A 22713-nucleotide genomic window follows, 5' to 3' on the forward strand; every position below is an offset into this window, starting at 1 on the left:
GCTAGATCAGGTCGAGGCAGTGGGGATTTTCGACGGTAGAGACGTCCTGCCCTGACATGCTCTCGCCGGCCACCTTTGCCCTCACGAGGCGCCTAACCAACTTGCCTGTCCTTGTCTTTGGAAGCTCTGGCACGAGCCTCACCTCGTCAGGTCTTGCAAACCTGCCTATCGCCTCTTCTACCTTTTTTGCTATCTCTGATTTTAGACCCTCATCAGGACGATGGCCGTCCTTTATTACCGCGCAAATCACGATAATCTCGCCCTTGAGGTCGTCGGGCCTGCCGACTGCCACCGCCTCTGCCACCGCTGGGTGCGACGCTGCTGCGGCTTCCACCTCCGCGGTCCCGATCCTGTGGCCAGACACCTTGATGACGTCGTCGGCCCTCCCCCGCATGTACCACAGCCCGTCGCTGTCAACCAGCACGATGTCGCCGTGGTACCAGACGTTTTTTCCGTATCTTGACCAGTAAGTCTCGATGAACCTTGCAGGGTCGTTCAGTATCCCCCTGCTCATCGAAGGCCACGGCTTTTTTATCACGAGCAGGCCTTCGCTTGCCGGCCTGCCGCTTTCATCGAGTACATCTGCATCAAAGCCCGGTATCGGGCAGCCGACCGTGCAGGGGCGCAATGGCATGACTGGAAGCGCGCTCAATATGGCGCCCCCTATCTCCGTCCCGCCAGAGAGGTTGATGACTGGGCACTTTTTCCTGCCCACCTTGTCAAAATACCAGTTCCATGCCTCCCTGTTTATCGGCTCGCCCGTGCACGCAAGCACGCGAAGCGAAGAAAGGTCGTAACTGTCGGTATTGACGTTGCTCTTCATGAACAGCCGTATCGCAGTTGGCGCCGCGCCAAAGATGCTGACTCTGTGTTTTTCGACGAGCCTGCACCAGATGTCCGGCGCAGGATAGTCAAGCGCCTCTTCGTACACGAGCGCCGTGGCGCCCACAATCGGGCTTCCGTACACCACCCACACCTGCCCAGTTATCCAGCCAATGTCCGCGTACCAGAACAGGACATCGTCAGGCTTTAAGTCAATAAGGTACGCGGCCTGCTGGGCGGCAACTGCCATAAAGCCGCCGTGCACCTGCAGCGTGCCCTTTGGCTGACCGGTGGTGCCAGAAGTATACAGTATGAAAAGCGGGTCTTCTGCGTCCATGACCTCGGTTCTTGCCTGTCCCTTGCCTTGTACAAAATCGCCGTAATTGACAATATTGTTGCTTCCTGCACTCTTGCCTCCGACCGTGACTACCCTTTCGACTTTTGTGCCCTCTTCTATTGCCTGCGACCACTGCGCCTTTAGGTCAATGTCCTTGCCGCGCCTTTTTGCGCTGTCTGCCGTTATCAAGAGCCGGGCACCAGAATCGACAAGCCGGGAGCGCAGCGCCGGCGCAGAAAACCCGGAAAACACTGTCGTGTGCACTGCGCCAATCTTGGAGCAGGCAAAAATAGCAAAGAACGCCTCCGGCACCATTGGCAGGTAGATGCCCACCACGTCGCCTTTCTTTATGCCCGCGTCTAAAAGTGCAGATGCAAGCCTGCCTACTTCAAGGTCAAGCTCGCCGTACGTGACCTTTCTTGTACTCCTTTCATTGGCAAATATGTACGCGATTTTGTCAGGGTTTTTCTTGGCGTGCCTGTCAATCGCGTTTGCCACAATGTTGCACTTGCCGCCAACGAACCACTTTGTCCACGGTACGCCGGCGGAAGAAGAATCATAGACATTGTCATATTTCTGGAACCATTCAAGGCCGAGGTCGTCGTTGACTGCGTCCCAGTACCACGAAATGTCGCCGTTTGCCTTTTCTACAAGCTCTTTGTAGCCGGAAATGTCGTGCTTTTTCATAAAGCGCGCCACGTTGCTGTCCGCTAGGTGGCCTGCACCGGGCTGGAACGCAAACGGCTCTTCCCGCTCTTCTTCCTCCAAGTTGTGTTGAAAGCAAGCGCCACCAGACGTCTATTTTACTTAACTACCGGGCGGTATAGAGGAGTCAAGACAGCCCGGTACTGGCACAAGAAAAATTAAATGCAGATGCCCGGCCATACACAGAAGATAGCTTGGTCGTCGAAGAGGTCCGGTACGATTTTGCAGATTATCCAAAATATGCGGACGACTTTGTGCGCGACCTTGTAAAACTGATGATAATGTCAAAGATGAACTCTACCGCGCGCAACACCTCCTCAAAAGCGTATTTTCAAAAGCTGGTGTCGCAGATGGAAGGCTGCGAGGCAAACGTTGTAAAATATGGCCAGCCATTACTGTACGTAAAGTACCGCGGGGTCCAGTTCACTGACCAAAAGGTGACGTCGCAGTTTGTCCGGACCAAAGGCCATGTCATCGACGTGACTATGGAGTCCGTCTTTGGCGAGTTTGTCAAGACGTTTGACAGCCTTGCGTCCATGTCTGAAAGCAAGGTGAAATGGGGTCTTGCTGGCGCCGACGAAAAGGAAAAGCCAGAGCCAATGTTTGCGCTTTTAGATAAATTCGTGGATGCCGTGGGCCGGCTGACTGCGCTTGACCCTGCAAGCCCAAACAGCCTCGCCGAAAAACGCTTTGGCATAAGAAACGCAAGTGTTGCAAGAAAGTCGCTACACCTGGAATTCCTGATAGACGGCCGGCTCCACATCGTAGAGCTGAACCCCTCCAAGAGGAAGGAAAAGGCAGTCGAGCTGTTGTTTGGCGCTTCTGAAGCTGCAAAGGCAATAGTTGCTCTCATTATGCAGTAACTAAATACTTAAATAATTATTTAATTACTTAATGTGCCATGGGATCACCCTGGAAAGCAGTAGCCGACGACAGCCGCCGGCAGATACTTGTGATGCTGAAGGAAAAGGAAAGGACGCCAAGCGAGATAGCCACGCATTTTGACTTTACGCTCCCCGCGCTTTCGACGCACTTGCGCGTGCTCAAAGAAGCTGGCCTCGTAAGTGAGCGCAAGGAAGGACAGAACAGGCTCTACTCGGTGAACAGGGCACAAATGTCTGAAATGATGCGGTTCTTTGACGCGTTCTGGGACGACCAGCTGGACAGCCTGAAGGAGTACGTGGAGAAGGAGGCGAAAAGAAAGTGACCGGTACAATACAAAAGAGCCTGGTCGTCAATGCTCCGCCGGCCGTGGTATTCAAGGCACTGACAAGCGAAAACGACCTAACGCACTGGTTCCCAAACATTGCAAGACTTGAGCCGCGCGTAGGTGGCTCGGTGGAGTTCCGGTTTACACGCGACCACAAGGGCAGAAGCGGGCTGGACCACAGGGTTGTCGGCAAGGTGCTTGAATTCGTGCCCGACACAACATTCTCAATGTCGTGGAAAAACACCTCCGACCCGGACTTTCCAGATACCACAGTCACGTGGACGCTTGAGCCGGCGGGCAATGAAAGGACAAGAGTTACCTTGGTGCACGCCGGGTTTGAGAAAGGCAGCAGCTGGTTTGACCTGCATGATGACGGATGGTCGTACTTTACCGTCCAGCTTGCAGTATTCTGCAAGGACAACACAAAAGAGATCAGAAAGACGATAATCATCGACGCGCCTCGCGAGCTCGTGTTCAACATGTGGACCGATCCAGAACACGTGACAAAGTGGTGGGGTCCAAGAGGTTTTACGACTACCATTTATGAAATGGATGTAAGGCCAGGCGGCGTCTGGCGATTTGTCATGCACGGCCCGGACGGCACCGACTACCAGAACAAGATAATCTACGACGAGATCGTAAAACCAGAGCGCATAGTCTACTCGCATGTCTCAGGTCCGCAATTTCGCGTGACTGCTACTTTTGACGAACAGGAGGACGGCAAGACCAAGCTTACCATGCGAATGCTCTTTGAGTCGGCCGGAGAACGTGACAATGTCGTCAAAAAGTACGGAGCCATTGAGGGGCTGAATCAGACTCTGGAACGCCTTGTGGAACAATTGGCAAAAGTGTCTGCAGAGCGGCAGGAGTTTGTCATCACACGCGTCTTTGATGCTCCCCGCGACCTTGTATGGGAGGCGTTTGCCGAGTCTGAGCGTCTGGCGCGGTGGTGGGGCCCAAAAGGCTTTGCGATGCTTGTAAACAAGCTGGATTTCCATCCCGGCGGCATCTTTCACTTCAGCCTGCGATCCCCTGACGGTCAAGAGATGTGGGGCAAGTTTGTTTACCGCGAGATTGTCAAGCCGGAGCGAATCGTCTTTGTCAATTCTTTTTCAGACAAGGATGGTAACACGACCCGGGGTCCATTTAGCGCAACTTGGCCTCTAGAAATCCTGAGCACTCTGACGTTCTCTGAGGATGAAAAAGAAAAGACGACGACACTCACCCTTCGGTGGAGACCCATAAACGCGACAGAGCAAGAGCACAGAACCTTCGAGGCTGAGTTCAAATCAATGCAGCAGGGCTTTGGCGGGACTTTTGACCAGCTTACGGAATACTTGGCAAAGCATAGGTAGGTTTCCAAAGGCTCGATTTTTTTCTTTCGAGCCTATTCAGACAAAGGACTGGCAAAAAGAAGAAGAAAAGTGATGTGCACCTAGGGCGACACACTTTTTTCAGTATGTCTCAGTCGAGGTGCATTTCCTCATCTCGCTGAATGGGCGATCGGCGCAGGTTAGTGTCATCACTGGAACTTGTGGAATTGGAGAGCGATTAAATCTTTTCCTCCACTTGCTTGCCCCTTTCCGACGGTACTATCCTCATCTGGCCGCCTGCGACCTCTTTTTTGAACTGCTTTCCTTCAAAGACCCTGTCAAGGAATATCGCAAGAGCAGCTATCTCCGAGTGCGGCTGGTTCCCAATGGCGATGTTGTAATCGGCAAGTTCGTACGCTTCCCTTGGCACCTTTTCTGCGCCTATTATCACCAACAATTTTTCTTCCTTGCGCACCTTTTCGACCGCGTCATCAATGTTGATGCCGTACATCGTCAAATGCGCGATCTTGCCCCCTGATTTTTTCCATGCCCTTGCAACCCCCTTCCAGTCCTCGATTATCTCCATCTGGAAATTTCCACCCCAGCGTTTGCCGACTGCGTCGACAGTTTTTTTCACCGACTGGTCTATGCCTGTCATGTAGATCCGCTCGGCGCCAAATGCCCTGGAGACGAGGGCCGCATGCGTCGTGACGCGGTCGTCCCTGACCAGCCTATGCCCTATCCTGAGCACCATCACTTGTTTTTTCTTCTTCATTGTCTTCTTTGATCTCCTCCGTTTCAAAAAGCAGGGACCTTGCCAGGCTTTTCAACTGATCCATGTTGTAGCCCGTCTTTGCCGACACCGGCAGGACGCGCCTTGACGCAAGCAGGCCAAGCTGGCCTGCCTTGTCAAAGGCATCCTCGTCTGTTGTCTTGTCTGCCTTGTTCAGGACATAAACAATCCTGGTCTCGGGCACCTCAAACTCCCTTATCACTTCAAGTGAGCTTGCAAGCTTGCGCCTTATCTCAAGGATGGGCTCGCTGATGTCTATTACAAGAAACACGAGGTTTGCGTATGACAGCTCTTCAAGTGTGGACTTGAACGCGTCAATCATGTACGCCGGCAGCTTGCTGATAAAGCCAACAGTATCAAGCAACAGCACTTTGTCGCCGTCAAGGTCTATTGCGCGGGTAAACGTGGAAAGCGTGGTAAAGACACTTGACGCCGTGCTCTTGGCCTCGCCGGTGAGCGCGTTGAAAAGCGTGGTCTTGCCTGCAGACGTGTAGCCTGCAAGGGAAATCGACATCAACCCTGCCTTTGCGCGCTGGTTCCTGTGCAGCTGCCTCTTGGTCACTTCTTTTTCTAGCTTTTTCTTGAGCGCCTGGGCACGGTTTTTTATGTCAAGCAGGTACGCGTCGGCCTCGTACTTGCCAAGGCCGTAAAATCCCGGCTGCTCGCCGGCCTTTGCAAGCCGCACTGCCTCCCTTGCGCGGGTCATGTCGTAGCGCAATTGCGCCAGTTTTATCTGCGTCTTTGATTCCGTGGTGCTTGCCCTGCGCTCAAATATCTCCAGTATCAGGCGTTCTCTGTCAATTACTTCTTTTTTGCAGACGCTTGCAAGGTTGTAGGTCTGGCTAGGCTTGAGCACCTCGTCAAACACTATGACTTCAGGCTGGATCTCCTCTGCAATCGCCTTTACTTCCTCTGCCTTGCCCAGGCCGATCCCATAGCGCGACTTTGTGATGTGCTTTTGCGTCACGATTTTTTCCACCCTGTAGCCGGCAGCGTCGGCAAGGGACACTGCCTCACTTATGGCCTCGTCATAAGGATACGTTATCAGTATGGCCTTTCTGTGAAAATCAGCCGACAAACATCTTCACTTTTCTTTTTCTTCTGTTGTTGCTGCCGTCGAGGCGCTTATGTATAATTTGATTCCAAGATGGCGCTCCAGTTTTTTTGCAAAAAGCTCGTCCGGCTTGAGGGCGCCTGTTTCAAACCTCCTCAGCAGGTTGGCCTTTTCGTTCATCTGCATGCCCAGCTGCTCGTGCGTAATGCCCTTTTTCATCCTTGCTTCCCTGATGAGCCTTGGAAACTCGGGGTCAAGCACAAGGTCATCTGCCATGCCGATTTTTGGCTGCCTCGCTGGAGCCGGTGTTGTTTTCTTCTTTTTTGACGCCGGCACCTGCGCAGGCGTGTAGGGCTTGCCGTGCTTTGAGCATGACATGCAGACCTTGAAAACGGTGCCGTCAACTACCACCATCTTTCTTTCGGCGGCAGGCCTGCCGCACAGCTCGCAATAGGACATTTTGTGTTTCTTCCAACCGGCTAGACGCATACGGATGAAATTAACCTTTCCTGCCATGCTTGCGCATGTAGATCTCGATGGTCTTTTTTGTGCTCATCCGTGACCTGCCAACCTTTGGGCCAAAGCTGCGCGGAGTGCCGTGGCCTATGGCAAGCGACGCCAAAGGAGATACAGAACATCTAATCCTGCATCAAAGTCACTTCTTCCTACCGTGGAGTACCTGCACTCCGCTTCGCCAAGGCAGCCTCGATATTTGCTGACATGGTCGAGAGTATTTGAAGGGTTTCCTCATATTGTTCCTGGCTCAGCCCCTCGAGAATCATATTACGAGTCTCGGCAACTCGAGCGGCGAACGTAGTGTGCGCGGCCCGGCCCTAGTCGGTCAGGGCAAGTATGCCCGTGGCCCCGTCGTCGCTTCTAACCCAATGTCGTGCGATCATGCCGTCCGGCCCGTCAAGCAAAGCGTCCAGGCTTTGGGTTGCGTCGTCCCAGAATGGAGCAAGAGACTGCAATGCCTCTGTCCTGCTGCGCTGCCCGCTGCTCAGCAAGTTGAGGATCTGCCAATGACGACGCGTCATTCTATAATCGGCCAAATCAGCTTCGAAATGTGCCTCGATGAGGTTGTGTAAATGCTTGAGCCAAAAACCAATCGGCTTGTCTGACGGTTTCATGCATCAACCCTTCCTGATTGTCTGCTGCACAGTCATATTGAGCACGATTTCTGCAATGTCGCTTGCATACTCGGAGACGCGCCGGACGTTTTCTGTGATGAGCTTTATCCTGTACATCTCGCTTGCGTCCTTGGGTTTTGAGATGGACTTTATTATCGCCTTTTCCATTTCGTCAACTTTGCGCGCTTTTTCAATAGCCCTGTCTGCAGCTTCATAGTCGCGCTTGAACATCGACAGGCACGCGTCGTCGAGCACCTCAAGGGCAAAGCCGCACATCTCGTCTATCTTCTCGATGACTTCCTTGTTTGCTGGCTGGTGCATTTCTATGATGTCTTTGGCAATTATTGCCGCATGGTCTGCAACGCGCTCGACTGACTTGGCAATGAGCCTGTACCCGAGGCAGTTGCGCGGCTCCTCAAGGCCTATCTCCTTGAGCAGGTGTTCGTTCTTGATGGCTATTTTCAGCTGCCTGACTATATAGAAGCTGAACCGGTCTACTTCGTCATCTGATTTTATCACTTCTTCTGCAAGCTCGGCGTTGTTTTCACGAAGCGCTATCATCACGTCGCGATACATCGACTTGGCAATCAGCAGCATGCGCTTGAACGCGGCGTCTACAGACAGGTCAAGCAGGTTGATGAGCACCTGAAGCGTTATGCCGCTCGCCGAGTCGGCGATGATCTCTGTCCCCATGAGGATGCGCCGGGCGATATTCTTGATGACTTCGCGCTGTTCCACCTGCAGCCTGCCGTCCTTTGGAACGATGTTTATGACGTTGTATCCAAGAAAGTAGAGCGCAATGAGCTTTCTTGCGATAAAGTAAGGGTTGTTGTCCTTTGCGACTTCTATTGTGGCGTCCTTTTGCTCTTTTGTTATGCGCTTTGACGCAGGCGCAATCTGCAAGGTAGAGTTGCCCTGCCTCAGTATCGTCACGTGGTCGCCCTGCTTGAGGCCAAGCTCCTGTATCCATTTCTTTGGAAGCGACACAATGTACGACGAGCCGCCGGTGTACTGCAGCTTTCTAGTTTCCTCGCCCCGGCCGTCACCCTTGCCGTTGCCTCCATTTTCTACATTGCTTTCCATTGGTTGTAGGTTTTTACTCGATTCTATATATGCCTACCCATATTCTATATAGAAAGAACAAACGACAGTAAGGTGGCACTGTATTTATGTGGGATTCCATGCAGTCCTGATGCCCAAATTGAATCCGCTTCCACTTGATGCACGGGATAAGGTTTGCCGGCACATAGACGCCCTATTTGGCGCCGGCGTGTCAGAGACCCTGCCGGCCACCGATAATGATAACAGCATGAAGTTTGAATACTCGCGGAAAACGGGCAGGATCAAGAACTTTTCAATCGACGGCGCACTTGCCGCCACCTTGCGCACAGACGGCGGTCTTGCTCTCACCGTGGAAGGCGCACAGTTTTTTGTAAATAACAGCAGGGCTTTTTTGGAAAACTGCGTGGTGCCTGCAGAAGAGGCCGTGCCGTTTGTGAGCGAGGGAAGGTCGCTTTTCTGCCGCCATGTGACATGGTGCGGCTCTAACGTCAAAGCAGGCTCGGATATTGCCGTCCTTGACAAGAAGGAAAATGGCAGTGTAATTGCTGTCGGCATTGCCATCCTTGGTGCCGGCCTGATGAACAAGTTCTCAAAGGGTGTCGCCGTCAAAGTCAGAGAAGGAATAAAAGGTAGAACGGCCTAGCAAGTGTGACATGATGCGCGGCAACCGCGAAATGAGGCGCATGCTGGACAAGATGGGCCTCGACATGAAGGAGATGCCAAACGTTGAAGAAGTCATCATCAAGACAGACACCAAAGAATTCTACCTTGTCAAGCCGCAGATCATTGAAATGAAGGGCAAGGACAGCACCATCTTTCAGGTGGTTGCAACGGACATTGAGGAAAAGCAGCGCGAGGTGCCGACGTTCAAGGAAGACGACATACTGCTTGTCATGCAGCAGGCAAATGTGTCGAGGGAAAAGGCGGTTCAGGCGCTGACTGAGTCAAAGGGCGACATGGCGCAGGCAATCCTGACGCTCACAACCTGACAACAGCCTCATACTTTTAAATAGCCCTGCCACGGCAATTGTCCTGTCTTGGGACACGATAAACCTGTTGCCACTCTTACCTCGCATTCCGCCGTGGAATCCATCGTCGGCGCGCTGGCCGAGCTGGAGAGTGACATCGACAGCATGAACGCACGCGTAGATGAAATGAAAAAGCGCCTGCTTGCACACTCTAACGAGGAAGTGGACAAGCTAAAGCAGCAGATAATCTCAATGGCAAACGAGGAGGCCAAGAGGATCGTAGATGCGGCAAGGGCGGAAGCCGAGTCCGAGTCTGCGCAAATCATGAAGGAGGCCGAGACGAGCCTGGCCGCGATTAAAAAGAATATCGACGCCTCTTTTGACAAGGCAGTCGAGAGCATAGTAAAGACGGTCCTTGGGCAGGAAACAGCGACGACAGAAAAGGGCGAGAAAAAGGCCGCTTCCCCAAAGATCAAAAAGTACGGCTCTGACGGCAAGCCAGTCAGCTGAGGGGCAGCAGTAAAGCTTAAAAGCGATTTTCCATACAGGTTAGCTGTCGATGAAGCGCCCCTGACAAAGGAGCTTTTGCAACAACAATACAAGGTAGCAGTGGCAACTCTCCGCGGCCGTCCATATTATGAAATCACACATGCGCTAAAGCAGATGGGGATAAGGTACGATTCGATGTCGCCAGAGGAAGCGGCCGATTCTGATTGCAAGGTCGTAATTACCACGCGCGACGAGGCCGGCTCCATCAGTAGTGCTGTCACAGGGAGGAAGGCAATGATGGTGATGCTTGACACCGAGCTTGTAAGATATCCTGCCATAGCCAAGGCAAAGATGCTAAGGAGCATCGCCGGCCCACAGGTCGACGATCAGCTCACCATTGGCATCGACCCCGGCAACAGGATTGGGATCTCTGTCATGTACCTGCACGAAGAAATAGCAAGCATTGTCGAGTCGTCGCCTGCAAGCGCGGTAGAGGAGATCTCTGCAGTGCTTGAAGGCGTCATCTCACGCAGAAAGGTGGTAAAGATCGGTGACGGCAACATCAGGATGGCACTTTCGATGGCGTGGGCGGTAAAGAAAAAGTTCCACAATGACGTTGAGGTGGAGATAGTGGACGAGCACGGCACATCCCGGCCGCAAACCAACGAGGTAAACAGGCGAGGCATCCGCGACAGGCTATCTGCAAGGACAATTGCGTTTCGCTCTGGCAAGCCATACTACCTGTCGCCAAGATAATGACAGTCGCACATTTTATACCATCATACGCTTTTGCGAAGTCTTTTTTTGTGGAGATATATGTGCTATGTTCCAGTTTCTACAACTTCAAAACTTGCTGTACCAGTATTGCCATGATAAGTCACCACGACAGTGTATTGCCCCGGAGAAAAGTTCTTCAAAGTTGTGAAGAAACTACCATCCGATGAGACTCCCGCAACGGTGTTGTATACAACCTTGCCTGAGGAGTCAGAAACATCCACCTGTGCCACTGTACCAGAAACTGGGTCATTCACCTTCCCGGTAACTTGGGGTATTTCATTTGGACCAAATCTGTCGCTATCAATTGTTACAGTAATAATTTGTTCGCTGCCTCCGCCCCCACTATTTTCGCTGCCGCCGCCAACTGAACCATTCCCTCCTTCTTCTGTTCCAGTATCCGTTTCCGTGGCTTGGCAAACACTTTCAATTGACATCGCAGGCCCTGGCGTCGACGAACAGTTAATGATGGACTCTACTGTGCCAACAATTGGCTGCCCTGCAAAATGATGACCCGCACTTTCATCATCTATCGCAATAATGATTGATGAGCCATCCCTGATACTTATGACAACCGGTACGCCCGTCCATGTTACGCTGTTATTTGTTCCTACATCGATTGTACCATTGGTAAAGAAGTTATTATCAGAATCACGAATGCCAATCTCGCCTGGCTCGAAGTTTAGCAATTGATGGGTATGGGATTTGCCTAGTTCCTGTGATGAAGGTATAGCGGCCATGCTTCCTTCAAACTGCACTACGTTGCCATCCCTAACATGCATGCTCCAGACGCCTTGCAAATCATATTTTAGAAATTTTGTAATAAAGGTAACAGCGTTTATCGTTCCATTAGCGTCAAAACTTTGCGCGTCCGCAGTTGGTGCTTCTGAATTTTGGAGCGATGATGATGATGATGATGATGATCCATTGCCCTCGTCTGTTGATGGATTCGTGACGGAAGTACCTATTGCAACGCTCGTGTTCTGGTCGCTGACTGGCTTTGCAAATGCAAGAGGCATAACTATCCCCGACGATGCGACAATGAGGCCTATCGTCAATAAGTACAGCACCTTGTCAGAAGCAGACATTATGTAACGTATAGCGTTAGGGTAGTTTTAAAGCTTTGAGTAAATGTGGCAGATAATGCGCTTATTGTGAAAATTAAAGGTAGGGCAAAAGCATAGTATTGCAAATTTTTGCCTCAAAACTAACTATTATTGTATTTTGCAAATTGCATGTTACCACAAATACCCTTCCTTGTTCTCCCTCTCGCTATCACACCTGCATTTTTGAGGTGCACTATATATTGGAATTAAATGCGTAAAGGAGATAACATTCTATCAAAATCGCTATTGCAATTATAAGATAAGGCAATTAGCAGAAATTATATCAAATAATTACTAGGGTAGAAGGTGGCGTCAGATTTTTTATTTGCTTGAAGCTTATTATGCTGACATGTCTTTTTTCAACAAAAAGAAATCCGTTAGAGGCAGTAATGGCAGCGGTGGTTTCAGTCCAAGAAATGCAGCCATGCTCATTTTGGTAGTTGCTGCGTTCAGCTTGGTGATAGCACCAGCGGTAAGTAGTAGCATGGCAAGACCGGCAGCAGCGGCTTCCGCAGAACCTACATTCCGAACACAACAAGCTCCGATTGCCACAGATGCTGTGGGCAACCTTAGCGGTAACGAGGGGGCAGCGGACAGTGGCAATAATACCGGTGGTGGCGGTAACGAGAATGGTAATGCACAGTGTCCTCCGGGCTTTCAATGCCTTATCCGCGGAGACGTCGGTGCTACCAAACAATTTGCACTCGATATATCTGCTACGGGGAAGGTAAGTGGTTCCAACGCACTTGCAACGGCAAAAATAGAAGCCATAGTAGACATCGATACCAAGAAGGGCTCTATTTTGCGAGTACAAGAGAATTCAGTCTCTGGAAGCGCAGAGATCAAAGACAGGAATGGTAACACCGCTGCAACTTTGGATCTTAGCAACATCACATTCGACGTCAAGGGAGCAAAATTGACCGTCAATGCAGATTTCACAGACCAGGATGATGATAAAGGCAAATTCACTGCATCATTATTCGCCAAGGACAAGATAGACGCCAACAGTAGCACCGTAACGTTGAATAGCAAAAGTAACAGCCTGTCAATAAATTATAATACAGTGAACCAAAGATTCACGGCAACAGGCAACAGTGTAGAGGCTGAGCTCAGCTTAACATGAGATAGCGTGTGTGTAAGGTAGAGGATGATGAATCCGAAAAGAAAAGGAGATGTAGAGTAGTAGCATTATCTGACGCCGATGATCAGAGGAGAATTGCTGACAACACCAATTTCACCCTTCTCTCCTTTTCTTTATGTCACATTCCCTAGCGCTCTATTCCGTGGATAGAGACTCTGGGGACGGGCATTTATTTAGAGGGTGAATTCTTTGCCGTACGCATCACGGAATCTCATGAACAGAATGGCGCATTCGCGTCTGTCAAATGAGTATCTTTCGCCATCAATCTCTCGAGTTACCTCGTGGCTCCCGAGAGTGTTGCCGCAGAATGAGCAGGACCTACTTCCCGTCATCGTCTTGGCCTTCGTAACTGCATTCTTGGGTAGATGCTTGCCCAAATTGCCTTCCGCAAGGTTCTGTTCGCGGGAGAATGCAAGTAGCCTTTCGAGAGCCTCCTCCGATGTGTCGGACGGTCCCCCACCAGTTTGCTCAAGGAGTTTGTTGAAACTCCTGCCAACGTTTGTTATGGCGATGATGGAGCTGTCAGAATCCTTTGAATCGATCCATCTGAGCGTCTTTAGTAATCTTAGGTATCTTATGAGCGCGGAATAGTTCAAACGCGCCCTCCCCGCAAGCACCGTTCTCTTCATGTCTCCCTCATCCGAGAGAATTGAGAGTATCCTGGTTATGACATCCACGGAGAACGAGTCATCCTTCAAAAGTTGTACCACCTGATTAGTAGCAGTTGTGACTCTATAAAGCTGGCCCACTTATTTAAGAAATATCTTTTGTCGGGGTGTGTGTATAGACACGCACGTTCTTCTTTAATATCGAGTCTAGAAAGGAAGGCCTCAAAAGAACACTGAGCCATTGATACTTATCCTTGCGTCCGTATTTAGCGCTGAGCACCGCCTAAATAATCTGATGCCAAAGTTAGTAGTAGTATATGTTGTTGTGGGCAAAAGTTGACATTTGTGGGGATCTGGAAAAACGAACCCTAGGACACTATGGAAAAAGAAGAAAACGCAACATAATTTTCGCAAGGGAGGAGGCATCCTGTATCTTTGACTAGCGGGTTGAGATTTGAGTCCTCTGAAACGTGTGCTATCATGATGGTTGACATGGTAAATTCTACGCGGACCGCTTGTCAGCTCGGTAATTCGTCCAAACTGAGGCTCTTTTACGAGATTTTCATCAACACCATGTCACGTATCGCAACACGTCTTGATGCTAGAGTCGTCAAGAATGGCGGCGACAGCATTATCTGCTATTTTCCTGGAACTAGGGATTGCGTGGACAAATCCTGCTTGTTGCCGGTACTAACTTGCGGTCTGGAAATGATAAATGCGCGTATGGCTCTAAATTATGGCCTCCAGTCCATAGGCTTGCCTGCGGTGAGTTATCGTATCAGCGCTGATTATGGGAGGCACGAAGTTGCAAAAGACCCCTACTCTGACACTATCGATCTATTCGGGCCGACAATGAGTCTTTGTGCAAAAATAAACTCGCTATCGCCTGCAAATAGCCTGGTGATTGGAGAAGACCTTTACGAGATCGTGAAAACATTTTCAGATTTCACTATTACCAAGTGCGGTGAATACCGGCTTGACGAATTCAGGAGTTACCTTCTATACGTTGTTTCAAAAGGATCCAGCAAAGAAGATGACAATGACGTTCTAACAGGCCGGCGAGACTGCATAATAGAAGAGAGGACGCAAGACAAAGAAGTATTACATCTCTGACACCATGATTGATTGCCTGCTCTGCTTTTCCAGTCGAAAAAATATGATGCGGCGAATTCTGATGGATGATAATGGCAGTGGTAGTAGCAGTAGCGTCGCCAGCGCTATTTCTGCTGTCGGAGCAAGCCTCCGCAAAGTATACTACTTGCGGGTTACTACAAAATGACGGCCAAAAGGGAGGACGCGAGAGAGATAAGTCATTGCGTACTGTGTGGACGGCCCATAGCTGGAAATGAATTTGTGGAAACAATCGATAGCATGAATTATAGCTTTGATACAAAAACATGCATCATAACATTCAAGAAGCTGCACTCTGTGTATGGAAGCGAATTCATGACTGATTTTGTAAACCAGGGGTTTCGTTAATCACTTTTGATTTGCTGCGACATTGCCAGCTTTTCAAGCTGTTTTGCAAATGGATGTTCAGGATGCTCAAGAACTGTCAGGAACTCTTTTCTGCTAAACTGTATGTCGCAATAGCACGGGACGGCAGAAATCAAATCCATGCCAACCTGTTCGGATAAGGTTTTCCCTATCTCTTGCTCGTCTGTAACTGGCAGGGAAGAAATCATCCTCGTCATCTCTTGTTTGTCGTGGTGGATATGTAAATGAGGAGCTTGCGACGACTCGGGTACGCAGTAGCCTGCCACCCTGTTCAACAGGAGATATGACTTGGCACCAAACCTCGTAAACGAATTGTAAAGGTCTGTAGCCATCTTTCTTGTCCCTTCGATGTCGAGATCTCCAAATTTTAGCGTCAGGAAAATTGCGTCAGCCAACGCCAGCGCGTTTATCGACCAGTACCTTACCCCCGGGCTGGTGTCGACAATTATGTAGTCACAATCATACCTGTCAATTATCTCTTCTCTAACCTGTATAAATTTACGAAGGAATTCAATTTTATCATTTTTCTGCTTGCCGATGCCTCCTTCCATCTTGTAGATCTCTTCCTTCTGTGGATTGGAAAATCCCACCCAGAGTTTTCCAGTCTTCTTGCCTGGATCTGCAACAAGCTTGCTCACCGTAGATGATATGTCGACCATTACCTCAGACAGCTTTGCATTGCCCGATAGTAGGTCGTTGAGCCACGTTTCAGGATAATAATCAAAATAAACCTGCAGGCTTGGAGCGTATACATCCAGATCAAGCAGTGTGACATTGTAGCCTTCACTGGCAAGTTTGGCTGCAAGGTTGGCAGCCAGGGTAGTCTTGCCCGTGCCTCCTTTGTACGAGTGGAAGGCTATGGACCTTGTTGTCATAATATCTCAATAATCGAAGGAAACTATAAAAGATAATGACTGAGGATTTTCCGAATCTGAGGGGGTTAACCAACAAGTCTCCTAAACCAGGCAGGAATGTAAAAGAAAATATCCGTACACTCTAAGCTCTCACTTACCACTCTGTAATAATCATCCTTTATCGCTTCTGCCTTTATAGTTGCGATGTCATAGTCAAGAAATCATTTCTGGCATTCTAGGTTTGTCGTTCCTGAAAACTACTCTGAATGGGCTCTGTTAACTTGCCGTCAGCAAGGCATATGTCTCATATACCATGAGCAAACGACAACAGTACCTTAGAAAGCTATATCAGGTAAGCCATGAAAGGATCTCCGTTAGGCCGAAGGATTTCAAGAAGAAAATGAATGAACTCGATGGGAGTGAAAGTAGCATCTTGGAATATGATGGCTTGTTGGGGAAGATAAAGGATGGCTACTCCCAATGGAAAGCATCGTTGTCCTCATCACAATGGGAAAAAGAAACGCAATCATTCTCCGTCAGGTTTGCATTTGATACGAATAAAACACAACGAGAGTTATCGTTAGCGGCAACCAAGAGACTTCTCCGAGAAGGAAAAGCTCCAAAAGGCAGACCCTTCTGGCAATGGGGAATCACGCCACTGCAAGACCTCGGTGAAGCTGAAGCGCAATTAGAACTGTTCACCGAGATCCTTAGATCTAAGAATGATTTATCGCTACAGACAATTTTGCGATGGCACGATAAGATATTCAGCGCGACCAAGCCTAGCATTGCGGGCAAGATAAGAAAACACCAATCAACGATCTCTGGCAGCAGATTCACGCCACCATCTCCACTAGAATTATCGGCATTGATGAGAGATTTGTTTGCATGGTACAAGACAAGCAAAGGAAAGATTCATCCCGTAGAGCTGGCCGCGCTGATGCATCTCAAATTAGTATCCGCTCATCCGTTTGTTGATGGCAACGGCAGGATTGCGAGGCTAGCAATGAATTTTATCCTTTTTCGAAACGGTTATCCAATGTTCAAAATCCCATATGAATGGGTGGATGGATACTATAGGGCAATCGAAGAATCGCAAGTCAACAATTGCCAAGAAGCTTTTCTAGCATGGTTTGCCAGAGCATATGTTATTGTCAATGCCAGATATAGTACCTCCGAACTACCCAAGCGGTCCCAAAAACAAAAATGATTCTTCTTTGATATTATCATTTTTTTATTCCGAGAAAGGCTTTCTCAAGCAATATGAATATCGACAGGAGTTACCTTGACCAACATAATAATTCAGCAAAATTAGGAACTGGAACAGAGGCTTGACTTTCCTAGATTGTGTTGTTGTCCAAGCACACTAATCGTATATGTATCTCGAATTAATGGTTATGGGTTCCAAATATCATGGAATTTGCCTGCGGAGTACAACGCGTTCGACGTCACCCATTTTTGATGCTCTGATGTCAGCGGCAATTCGTCCAGCAAATCGTTAAGGTCGTCGCGATGTTGCTGGTCTAGCTCCGAGTGTTTGATTATTGTCCTAAATGCCTCTTCAGGATAATCAGTTATTTTTCTAACTAACTGGATCCACTCTGATGATGGTGGGTTCCCTTCCAAAAATGCAATATATCCTAGCAAGCTTACGGGATGCCAATGATTTATCCAGTAATACTGGGATCCAACAAGCTCGGCAACTACTTGAGACGGCACCCTTTCTAAACATTCACGACGGGGGACGCCAATGACCTCGAGATCTTGTATCAGCCATTCATCATGTCCTGTTTCCTCCTTGATATGCCTCTCAAAGTAACTCGCGAGGCTAGTGAGTAGTAGCGGGTTCTTTTCATCAGCCAGCAGCACTGTGCATCTATGACGAGCAACTTCCATAAGAGGAACGCTGGCTCTGATAATCGAATGCGCCTTAATCAGATAATCCTTGAACCAGGCGCGGGCGTTCTCAATTGACATTGAAGAAGAAGCGAACTGATTGCTTCTTCCATCACGCATCAGCGCAAGCTTGATTCTGAGCTTGCTACCAAATTGTTCGGCAGAATTATCAGTTCTTTGCGAGTAAACCATCTTTTTACTGCTCACTCCCACCTGAAAATCCGGATTCTGCCGTGATTCAGCGTGCCCTCCTTTGTCTAATTTTTTCTATTTCTCCAGCTACTTCATTGACATAATCCTTCATATCATTCTCAGGGATGGAGGCATCGATGCCTGTCTCTTGCCACACAGTCTGATTGTGTTTCTTTACGATTTCAGTCGTTACTCTTTCCACTTCATGGTTTAGGTCGGCTAATCCTATGTTGTCGAGAAGTTTGGATTCATCGAGCAGAGATTTCCGAATGGTCTGGCGCAGTCTTATATCGCCCGCTATTGTGATTGCGCAAGAGTAGATGCCAGAGAAGAACAGGTAAGTGCCATAGCACAAGAATGAAACCGAAATAATTCCAAACGGCAGATATGATCCGCCGGATGGGTTGGCAAAAAATGCAACAAAAAGAATCGTAACGCCTTTCGCGGAAAGAAGAAGATATCCGCTTAATCTAGATTGGGTAATCCCTCTATGATGCTTTGATATTTTTATAAATGCAAAGCCTAGCAAGAAGCCTTCTGACAAAATCCCGCCGAAGGCGATCATAGTGTATACAATTACGTTCGGGTCAAACACCGTAGTGACTGAAGACTGAAAAATTAGGAAGAATGTTACACCTATTATAATGCTCACAAGCGGCAGAGAGATCATCAGCCAGTACTTTCTGGGTCCAAATGAATTTGCATAATGCCTTAACATCACAGCAGTCGCAGCCCAGATAATAAACGATAGTGGAATGACTAGCCAGTTTACGACGGAAAGAATCACATACAATCCTGTAAGGTCGACTGGATTTGCCTGAAAGGGCTTTGTTTCTGATGAATGGGAACTAACCGAGAAAGATGATGTCTGAGTCATGATAACAATTTGGGGAACAATCCCCAACGCCAATACGCTTGCAATTAACGCAGAAGAAACGAAATATAGCAACACGAGTAAATTCCGCCTTACTCTGTACCACTGGATGAGCTTATAGGACATCAAGAGCATGAATCCTATGGATGCTGCCCAACTCATCCCCGTTAGTGTTATCATTATGTAAGTATAGTATTGTGATGTAAAGATCATTTGCAATGTAATTACAATCAACAGAGCAAGGATGGAATATTGAATGAAGGGCATAATGCGCGATGCGAAATTGAGTATATTGTTGGAACTGAATTCAGATCTTATCTTTCTTGTGTCAGAAAGGACGAGCCTTCCTCCAAAAATGACTGCAAGAATCGCAATCGCAGAAAACAAAGTAACTCTCGCTGACTCGGAAAACGACTGATTGACGAAGGTAGACAGGTCACTTAGAAGCGAATCCATCAGCAAGACAGCTATAAAAACGACCGCCAGAATAGAATGAACGGAAGAATTACCCTGTGATCCAGATAAACTCCGGGTCGCAGAGAATTTCTCTGGATTCATAATTTTTTTGCCTAAACCATTAGTAGTAAGAGACAGGCTCCGGTATCCAGCAATGAACAGACCGCATCTTTTCTCGGAATTTTGCCACGGCCTCAAGTTCTTCCATTGTAGCCGCAGATACTACCTTTTTGGCGTGTTCAGATAGATTGGTATAATTGAATCCAAATTTGTCTTGATGACGATCGATAGCTTGCGCAGGGTTTTCCACAAATTCTTTTCTAAATGTCGGATTGTTCCACGCTTGGATGTACACTAACCAGATCTTCTCCTTCTCTGCATCAGTTATTAATTCGGCCATTCAGAATGTGATGTCAATAACTTTTATTTAAGTATAGTAAATGCAAGGTAGTGAATATAATTAGAGTATTTGAATGTAGAAAATGCATAATAGGTAATATAATTACAGTATTTAGGTGTAGAAAATGCAAAATTATCTCAGAGGTGTTTGGGTCTCTCTCTCTTCCTCTAATAATAGTAATAGTGATAGTAATGAGATCCCAAAATTGATTGTGGATTAATCTGAATCCGGAAGAGCAAGCTTTATGGTCTGCTTCCAAGCAGTACAAAGTAATTACTTGTCTTGGCTTCTGCCGGAGGTAAGGAACGTTAGTGGGAATCGAGAGCTCTGATATGCCTGGCAATATTTCTTCTTCTGAAAACAGTCGCTTTTTTCCAGATTGGGATTGGGAAGAACTTTACTCGTATGGACCTCGAGTGAAGCGGCTGCCATGGTTCACCGAGCACCTTGATGCCGATCTAAAAAATGAACTGAACATTCGCAAGATTTCAAGTGGGAAATTTTTGGACATTGGGACTGGCGTGGGTTCACATGCAATAGAGCTATCCAAGCTTGGTTTTGAAGTGACTGCTACAGATATTTCTCAAAATGCAATTGATCGTGCGAGAGCTCTTTCCAAGGATGTAACATTCTTCGTTGACGATATCATTCATTCCCGACTTTCCGAAGAGGGTTATGTGTTTGACTATGCCTTTGACAGGGGATGTTTTCACACCTTGGATCCAAAATATAGATCGCAGTATGTTACCCAAGTAAAGAAATTGATTGTTAGCGAGGGTCTATTTTTTCTAAAAACATTTAGCACAAAGCAGCCCCAAGGTCCCGGCCCACACAGGTTCTCTACTGACATGATGGCAAAATATTTTGGAGATCACTTCAAGATACTGAAGTCGATAGAAACCGTGTATGAGGGAACTCTGCGCGTATTGCCCAAGGCACTTTTCACAGTTATGGCCAAGATGTAGCAGAATAGTAATACCACGAAGACTACCCTGACTCTATATGGCTCTGTTAACTTACCGTCGACTAGGCATCTGTCTCATCTATATCATGAGAAAACGGCAAGTTAACAGTACCCCCTTACTTTCAAACTCTAGAGGTTACTCTGTTTGTATAGGAATGGAAAAGGAAAAAGTTGCCCCTTTTCCGTCTGCATTGTTTTGAGCCCAAATCTTGCCGCCGTGTGCCTCTACAATGGCCTTTGACACATAGAGGCCCAACCCTGTTCCTCCAAGATTATCTCGAGACGAGGCCGAAGCAAATTTTTGAAATAGCCGGGGCAAAATGTCCTGTGCAATTCCACTTCCAGTATCTTTGACCTTGACTACTACTGCCGCCCCTCTTCCTAGGCCCTCGAAGCTCTTCTTTTCTGTAGATACAGTTATTTTTCCTTCTACTGTAAACCTGACGGCGTTTTGCATAAGATTGGTCATGACTTCGTACAATTTCGACTGGTCTGCTTCGACAACTAGGTTTCCATCATTGTGATTGGGCTCAAATACAACCTGTATGCTGCCTCTTTTGCTGTCTGGCATAGACTCGCTTGCATCGACAACCACATTATTGATGAGTCTGCCAAGGTCAAACTTTTCTTTGTGTAGACTGAAATTTCCACTTTCAATTCTTGCAGCCTGTAATATATCCGAAGAAAGCCGCTCCAGTCTCTTGATGTTTCGGAGAATAATGTCATAGTACCCTTCTGAAAGTATAACCATGTTCTCCCCATTAGGATCTCTGATGCTTCTGACTGTGTCAATTGATGTCAAGATTGGGGTGATTGGCGTACGCAGCTCGTGAGCTGCAATGTTGATGAACTCTTTTTGCAGCCTGTCGTGCTGTTTTAGCTGCTCATTTGCGGCCAAGAGTTCGGCTGTCTTGGAGGCCAGCGCTTGTGTTCTGTCTGCAACGGTTCTCTCTAGTTTCCTGTTCCACAACAATACCAAAGCGCCAATAAACACAGCCGCAGTCCCTATCACGGCTATCCTAGCCATGCTAGTAAATCTCTGCTGATCGATAAATGCCTCCACATCAGCAGCACTTCCATGGGATACTCTTGTGAAGACGACTGCGAAATTGGTATTGTCAAGCTTGACATATGAATATGCAATGCTGACCGTCTGGCCATCGCCATAAGTGAAGTCTGACACACCATCATCAGACCCAGAAGAAGAAGATGATGGTGGTGATGAGGATGAATTGGCAAGTGCATATCTTGTGAATTCCTGCAGTCCGCCGCTGCTGTTGCTAGTATCATCCGCTGCCTTCTCCTCCACGCCAGCTATTGCATCTTGGTATTCTTTGCTAAAGTAGTTCATTCCCAGAAGGCTTGGGTGCTTGGTCGTCTGAAGGATGGTTCCCTTCATATCCAAAATGTCCATGGCAATTTCCTTTTCTCCTGGATAGATCTGGCTGCCAAGGTAATTGTTTACCTTTGCAAGTGGAATTCCTGCGTATATCACGCCTTCAAAGCTGCCGCTCTGGCTATCTATTATGGGGTAGGAGATAAAAAGCCGGTCTATCCCGTCATCATCAGGTGATTTTTCCGCCGAGCTGGCATAGCCTTTTTTGGCGTCCCTCGCATTGATGAACCAATCCCGGTCGCTTTTGTCTGCTCCAAAGAAGAACTGAGCCGAGTTTTCATTATCGGTGATGCTGCTTGTCCGGTCTATCCTGCCATCTTTATCAAGCCATCCATAAAAGTCAGTCATGTCACCGCTTGTCTGCTGTGTAATTTCCAATAATGTACTGACTTTTTCGATGCTCTTCTCTTGGACAGACGATGCTTGCGCAATCATCTGTACGTTTTGCTGAATGCCACCAAGCTTGTTTGCAAGCGAATTAGCCAAGTCATGTGCTAATATGCGGGCGCTTGCCCTGTTTTCTCCTGCGGCAATTTCGGTTATCTTGTTTGATGCATCATTGAAAAATTGATAACTGGAAAAGGCCAGTAAAATGGCAATTAGAGCTATTGAAGAAACTAATAGAAGTGGTTGATTCCACTTTATTGCTGTAATATTCATCATTGCTAAGCC

General features: G+C 48.2%; 24 protein-coding genes and 3 pseudogenes. 13 read left to right on the forward strand and 14 right to left on the reverse strand.

What is annotated here, in order from left to right:
- Window position 1 precedes the first annotated feature (1 nt).
- Window positions 2–1927, reverse strand: a complete 1926-nt coding sequence (locus NTE_RS01830; protein WP_226987114.1) for an acetate--CoA ligase — start codon at window positions 1925–1927, stop codon at window positions 2–4.
- A gap of 131 nt (window positions 1928–2058) precedes the next feature.
- Here NTE_RS01830 and NTE_RS01835 point away from each other — a divergent pair, with 131 nt between their 5' ends.
- The 5 genes and pseudogenes from NTE_RS01835 to NTE_RS17515 all read left to right on the forward strand — a co-directional run.
- Window positions 2059–2727 (forward strand): hypothetical protein, encoded by a 669-nt coding sequence (locus NTE_RS01835; RefSeq protein ID WP_148699480.1) that lies wholly within the window; start codon window positions 2059–2061, stop codon window positions 2725–2727.
- Window positions 2728–2765: 38 nt separating this feature from the next.
- A complete protein-coding gene (locus NTE_RS01840; protein ID WP_148699481.1) occupies window positions 2766–3071 on the forward strand; it encodes a metalloregulator ArsR/SmtB family transcription factor in 306 nt (101 codons plus the stop codon).
- Window positions 3068–3466: pseudogene (locus NTE_RS17505) on the forward strand (SRPBCC family protein); the annotation flags it as partial. The gene NTE_RS01840 and the pseudogene NTE_RS17505, both read left to right, overlap by 4 nt.
- Window positions 3467–3505: 39 nt before the next feature.
- Window positions 3506–3922: pseudogene (locus NTE_RS17510) on the forward strand (SRPBCC family protein); the annotation flags it as partial.
- Window positions 3923–3976: 54 nt separating this feature from the next.
- A pseudogene (locus tag NTE_RS17515) lies at window positions 3977–4429 on the forward strand (SRPBCC family protein); the annotation flags it as partial.
- Between the two features lie 196 nt (window positions 4430–4625).
- On the opposite strand, the gene NTE_RS01850 reads toward NTE_RS17515, so the two are convergent.
- From NTE_RS01850 to NTE_RS01870, 6 genes are all read right to left on the reverse strand, one after another.
- A complete protein-coding gene (locus NTE_RS01850; protein ID WP_148699483.1) occupies window positions 4626–5162 on the reverse strand; it encodes a tRNA (cytidine(56)-2'-O)-methyltransferase in 537 nt (178 codons plus the stop codon).
- Window positions 5119–6258: a GTPase HflX gene (gene hflX, locus NTE_RS01855; RefSeq protein WP_148699484.1), complete on the reverse strand. Its 1140-nt coding sequence runs from the start codon at window positions 6256–6258 to the stop codon at window positions 5119–5121. The genes NTE_RS01850 and hflX overlap by 44 nt, the downstream gene beginning before the upstream one ends.
- A gap of 6 nt (window positions 6259–6264) precedes the next feature.
- On the reverse strand, window positions 6265–6693 hold the full coding sequence (locus tag NTE_RS01860; protein WP_158384986.1) for a multiprotein bridging factor aMBF1: 429 nt from the start codon (window positions 6691–6693) through the stop codon (window positions 6265–6267).
- A gap of 40 nt (window positions 6694–6733) precedes the next feature.
- Window positions 6734–6856: a hypothetical protein gene (locus NTE_RS17245; RefSeq protein ID WP_264357934.1), complete on the reverse strand. Its 123-nt coding sequence runs from the start codon at window positions 6854–6856 to the stop codon at window positions 6734–6736.
- A 211-nt stretch (window positions 6857–7067) separates the two neighbouring features.
- Entirely contained in the window at window positions 7068–7286 is a 219-nt protein-coding gene (locus tag NTE_RS01865) for a hypothetical protein (protein ID WP_226987115.1), read from the reverse strand.
- A gap of 81 nt (window positions 7287–7367) precedes the next feature.
- Complete coding sequence (locus tag NTE_RS01870) at window positions 7368–8447, reverse strand: phosphate uptake regulator PhoU (RefSeq protein ID WP_148699487.1); 1080 nt, start codon at window positions 8445–8447, stop codon at window positions 7368–7370.
- An 88-nt stretch (window positions 8448–8535) separates the two neighbouring features.
- Between NTE_RS01870 and NTE_RS01875 the strand changes: the two genes are divergently transcribed.
- The 4 genes from NTE_RS01875 to NTE_RS01890 all read left to right on the forward strand — a co-directional run bounded on the left by NTE_RS01875 (window position 8536) and on the right by NTE_RS01890 (window position 10639).
- Window positions 8536–9069 (forward strand): PUA domain-containing protein, encoded by a 534-nt coding sequence (locus NTE_RS01875; RefSeq protein WP_226987116.1) that lies wholly within the window; start codon window positions 8536–8538, stop codon window positions 9067–9069.
- Between the two features lie 10 nt (window positions 9070–9079).
- Complete coding sequence (locus NTE_RS01880; protein WP_075054939.1) at window positions 9080–9415, forward strand: nascent polypeptide-associated complex protein; 336 nt, start codon at window positions 9080–9082, stop codon at window positions 9413–9415.
- Between the two features lie 48 nt (window positions 9416–9463).
- On the forward strand, window positions 9464–9904 hold the full coding sequence (locus NTE_RS01885; RefSeq protein ID WP_148699488.1) for a hypothetical protein: 441 nt from the start codon (window positions 9464–9466) through the stop codon (window positions 9902–9904).
- Window positions 9905–9979: 75 nt separating this feature from the next.
- Complete coding sequence (locus NTE_RS01890) at window positions 9980–10639, forward strand: RuvC family protein (protein ID WP_148699489.1); 660 nt, start codon at window positions 9980–9982, stop codon at window positions 10637–10639.
- A gap of 65 nt (window positions 10640–10704) precedes the next feature.
- On the opposite strand, the gene NTE_RS01895 is transcribed toward NTE_RS01890, so the two are convergent.
- The gene (locus NTE_RS01895; protein ID WP_148699490.1) at window positions 10705–11745 is read right to left on the reverse strand and encodes a hypothetical protein; all 1041 of its coding nucleotides are present in this window, start codon (window positions 11743–11745) and stop codon (window positions 10705–10707) included.
- Window positions 11746–12112: 367 nt separating this feature from the next.
- On the opposite strand from NTE_RS01895, the gene NTE_RS01900 reads away from it, so the two are divergent.
- The gene (locus NTE_RS01900; protein ID WP_148699491.1) at window positions 12113–12886 is read left to right on the forward strand and encodes a hypothetical protein; all 774 of its coding nucleotides are present in this window, start codon (window positions 12113–12115) and stop codon (window positions 12884–12886) included.
- A 191-nt stretch (window positions 12887–13077) separates the two neighbouring features.
- On the opposite strand, the gene NTE_RS01905 is transcribed toward NTE_RS01900, so the two are convergent.
- Complete coding sequence (locus NTE_RS01905) at window positions 13078–13602, reverse strand: hypothetical protein (protein WP_148699492.1); 525 nt, start codon at window positions 13600–13602, stop codon at window positions 13078–13080.
- Window positions 13603–13992: 390 nt separating this feature from the next.
- Here NTE_RS01905 and NTE_RS01910 point away from each other — a divergent pair, with 390 nt between their 5' ends.
- Window positions 13993–14625: an adenylate/guanylate cyclase domain-containing protein gene (locus tag NTE_RS01910; RefSeq protein WP_148699493.1), complete on the forward strand. Its 633-nt coding sequence runs from the start codon at window positions 13993–13995 to the stop codon at window positions 14623–14625.
- 362 nt (window positions 14626–14987) lie between these two features.
- Here the strand turns inward: NTE_RS01910 and NTE_RS01915 are convergent, their stop codons facing one another.
- Window positions 14988–15884 (reverse strand): MinD/ParA family ATP-binding protein, encoded by an 897-nt coding sequence (locus NTE_RS01915; protein ID WP_148699494.1) that lies wholly within the window; start codon window positions 15882–15884, stop codon window positions 14988–14990.
- A 412-nt stretch (window positions 15885–16296) separates the two neighbouring features.
- Here NTE_RS01915 and NTE_RS01920 point away from each other — a divergent pair, with 412 nt between their 5' ends.
- Complete coding sequence (locus NTE_RS01920; protein WP_158384988.1) at window positions 16297–17073, forward strand: Fic family protein; 777 nt, start codon at window positions 16297–16299, stop codon at window positions 17071–17073.
- A gap of 185 nt (window positions 17074–17258) precedes the next feature.
- Here the strand turns inward: NTE_RS01920 and NTE_RS01925 are convergent, their stop codons facing one another.
- From NTE_RS01925 to NTE_RS01935, 3 genes are read right to left on the reverse strand one after another with little or no spacing between them, the layout of a single operon-like run.
- On the reverse strand, window positions 17259–17966 hold the full coding sequence (locus NTE_RS01925) for an iron-containing redox enzyme family protein (RefSeq protein WP_158384990.1): 708 nt from the start codon (window positions 17964–17966) through the stop codon (window positions 17259–17261).
- A gap of 31 nt (window positions 17967–17997) precedes the next feature.
- The gene (locus NTE_RS01930) at window positions 17998–19383 is read right to left on the reverse strand and encodes a hypothetical protein (RefSeq protein ID WP_226987117.1); all 1386 of its coding nucleotides are present in this window, start codon (window positions 19381–19383) and stop codon (window positions 17998–18000) included.
- A 19-nt stretch (window positions 19384–19402) separates the two neighbouring features.
- Window positions 19403–19681, reverse strand: a complete 279-nt coding sequence (locus NTE_RS01935; RefSeq protein WP_148699498.1) for a hypothetical protein — start codon at window positions 19679–19681, stop codon at window positions 19403–19405.
- A gap of 311 nt (window positions 19682–19992) precedes the next feature.
- On the opposite strand from NTE_RS01935, the gene NTE_RS01940 reads away from it, so the two are divergent.
- Window positions 19993–20646, forward strand: coding sequence for a class I SAM-dependent methyltransferase (locus NTE_RS01940; RefSeq protein ID WP_148699499.1), 654 nt, complete (start codon window positions 19993–19995; stop codon window positions 20644–20646).
- A gap of 135 nt (window positions 20647–20781) precedes the next feature.
- Here NTE_RS01940 and NTE_RS01945 read toward each other — a convergent pair whose 3' ends face one another.
- The gene (locus NTE_RS01945; protein WP_148699500.1) at window positions 20782–22704 is read right to left on the reverse strand and encodes a sensor histidine kinase; all 1923 of its coding nucleotides are present in this window, start codon (window positions 22702–22704) and stop codon (window positions 20782–20784) included.
- Between the last annotated feature and the right edge of the window lie 9 nt (window positions 22705–22713).

This window comes from Candidatus Nitrososphaera evergladensis SR1, from assembly GCF_000730285.1.
In the GTDB taxonomy this organism is placed as follows: Archaea; Thermoproteota; Nitrososphaeria; order Nitrososphaerales; family Nitrososphaeraceae; genus Nitrososphaera; species Nitrososphaera evergladensis.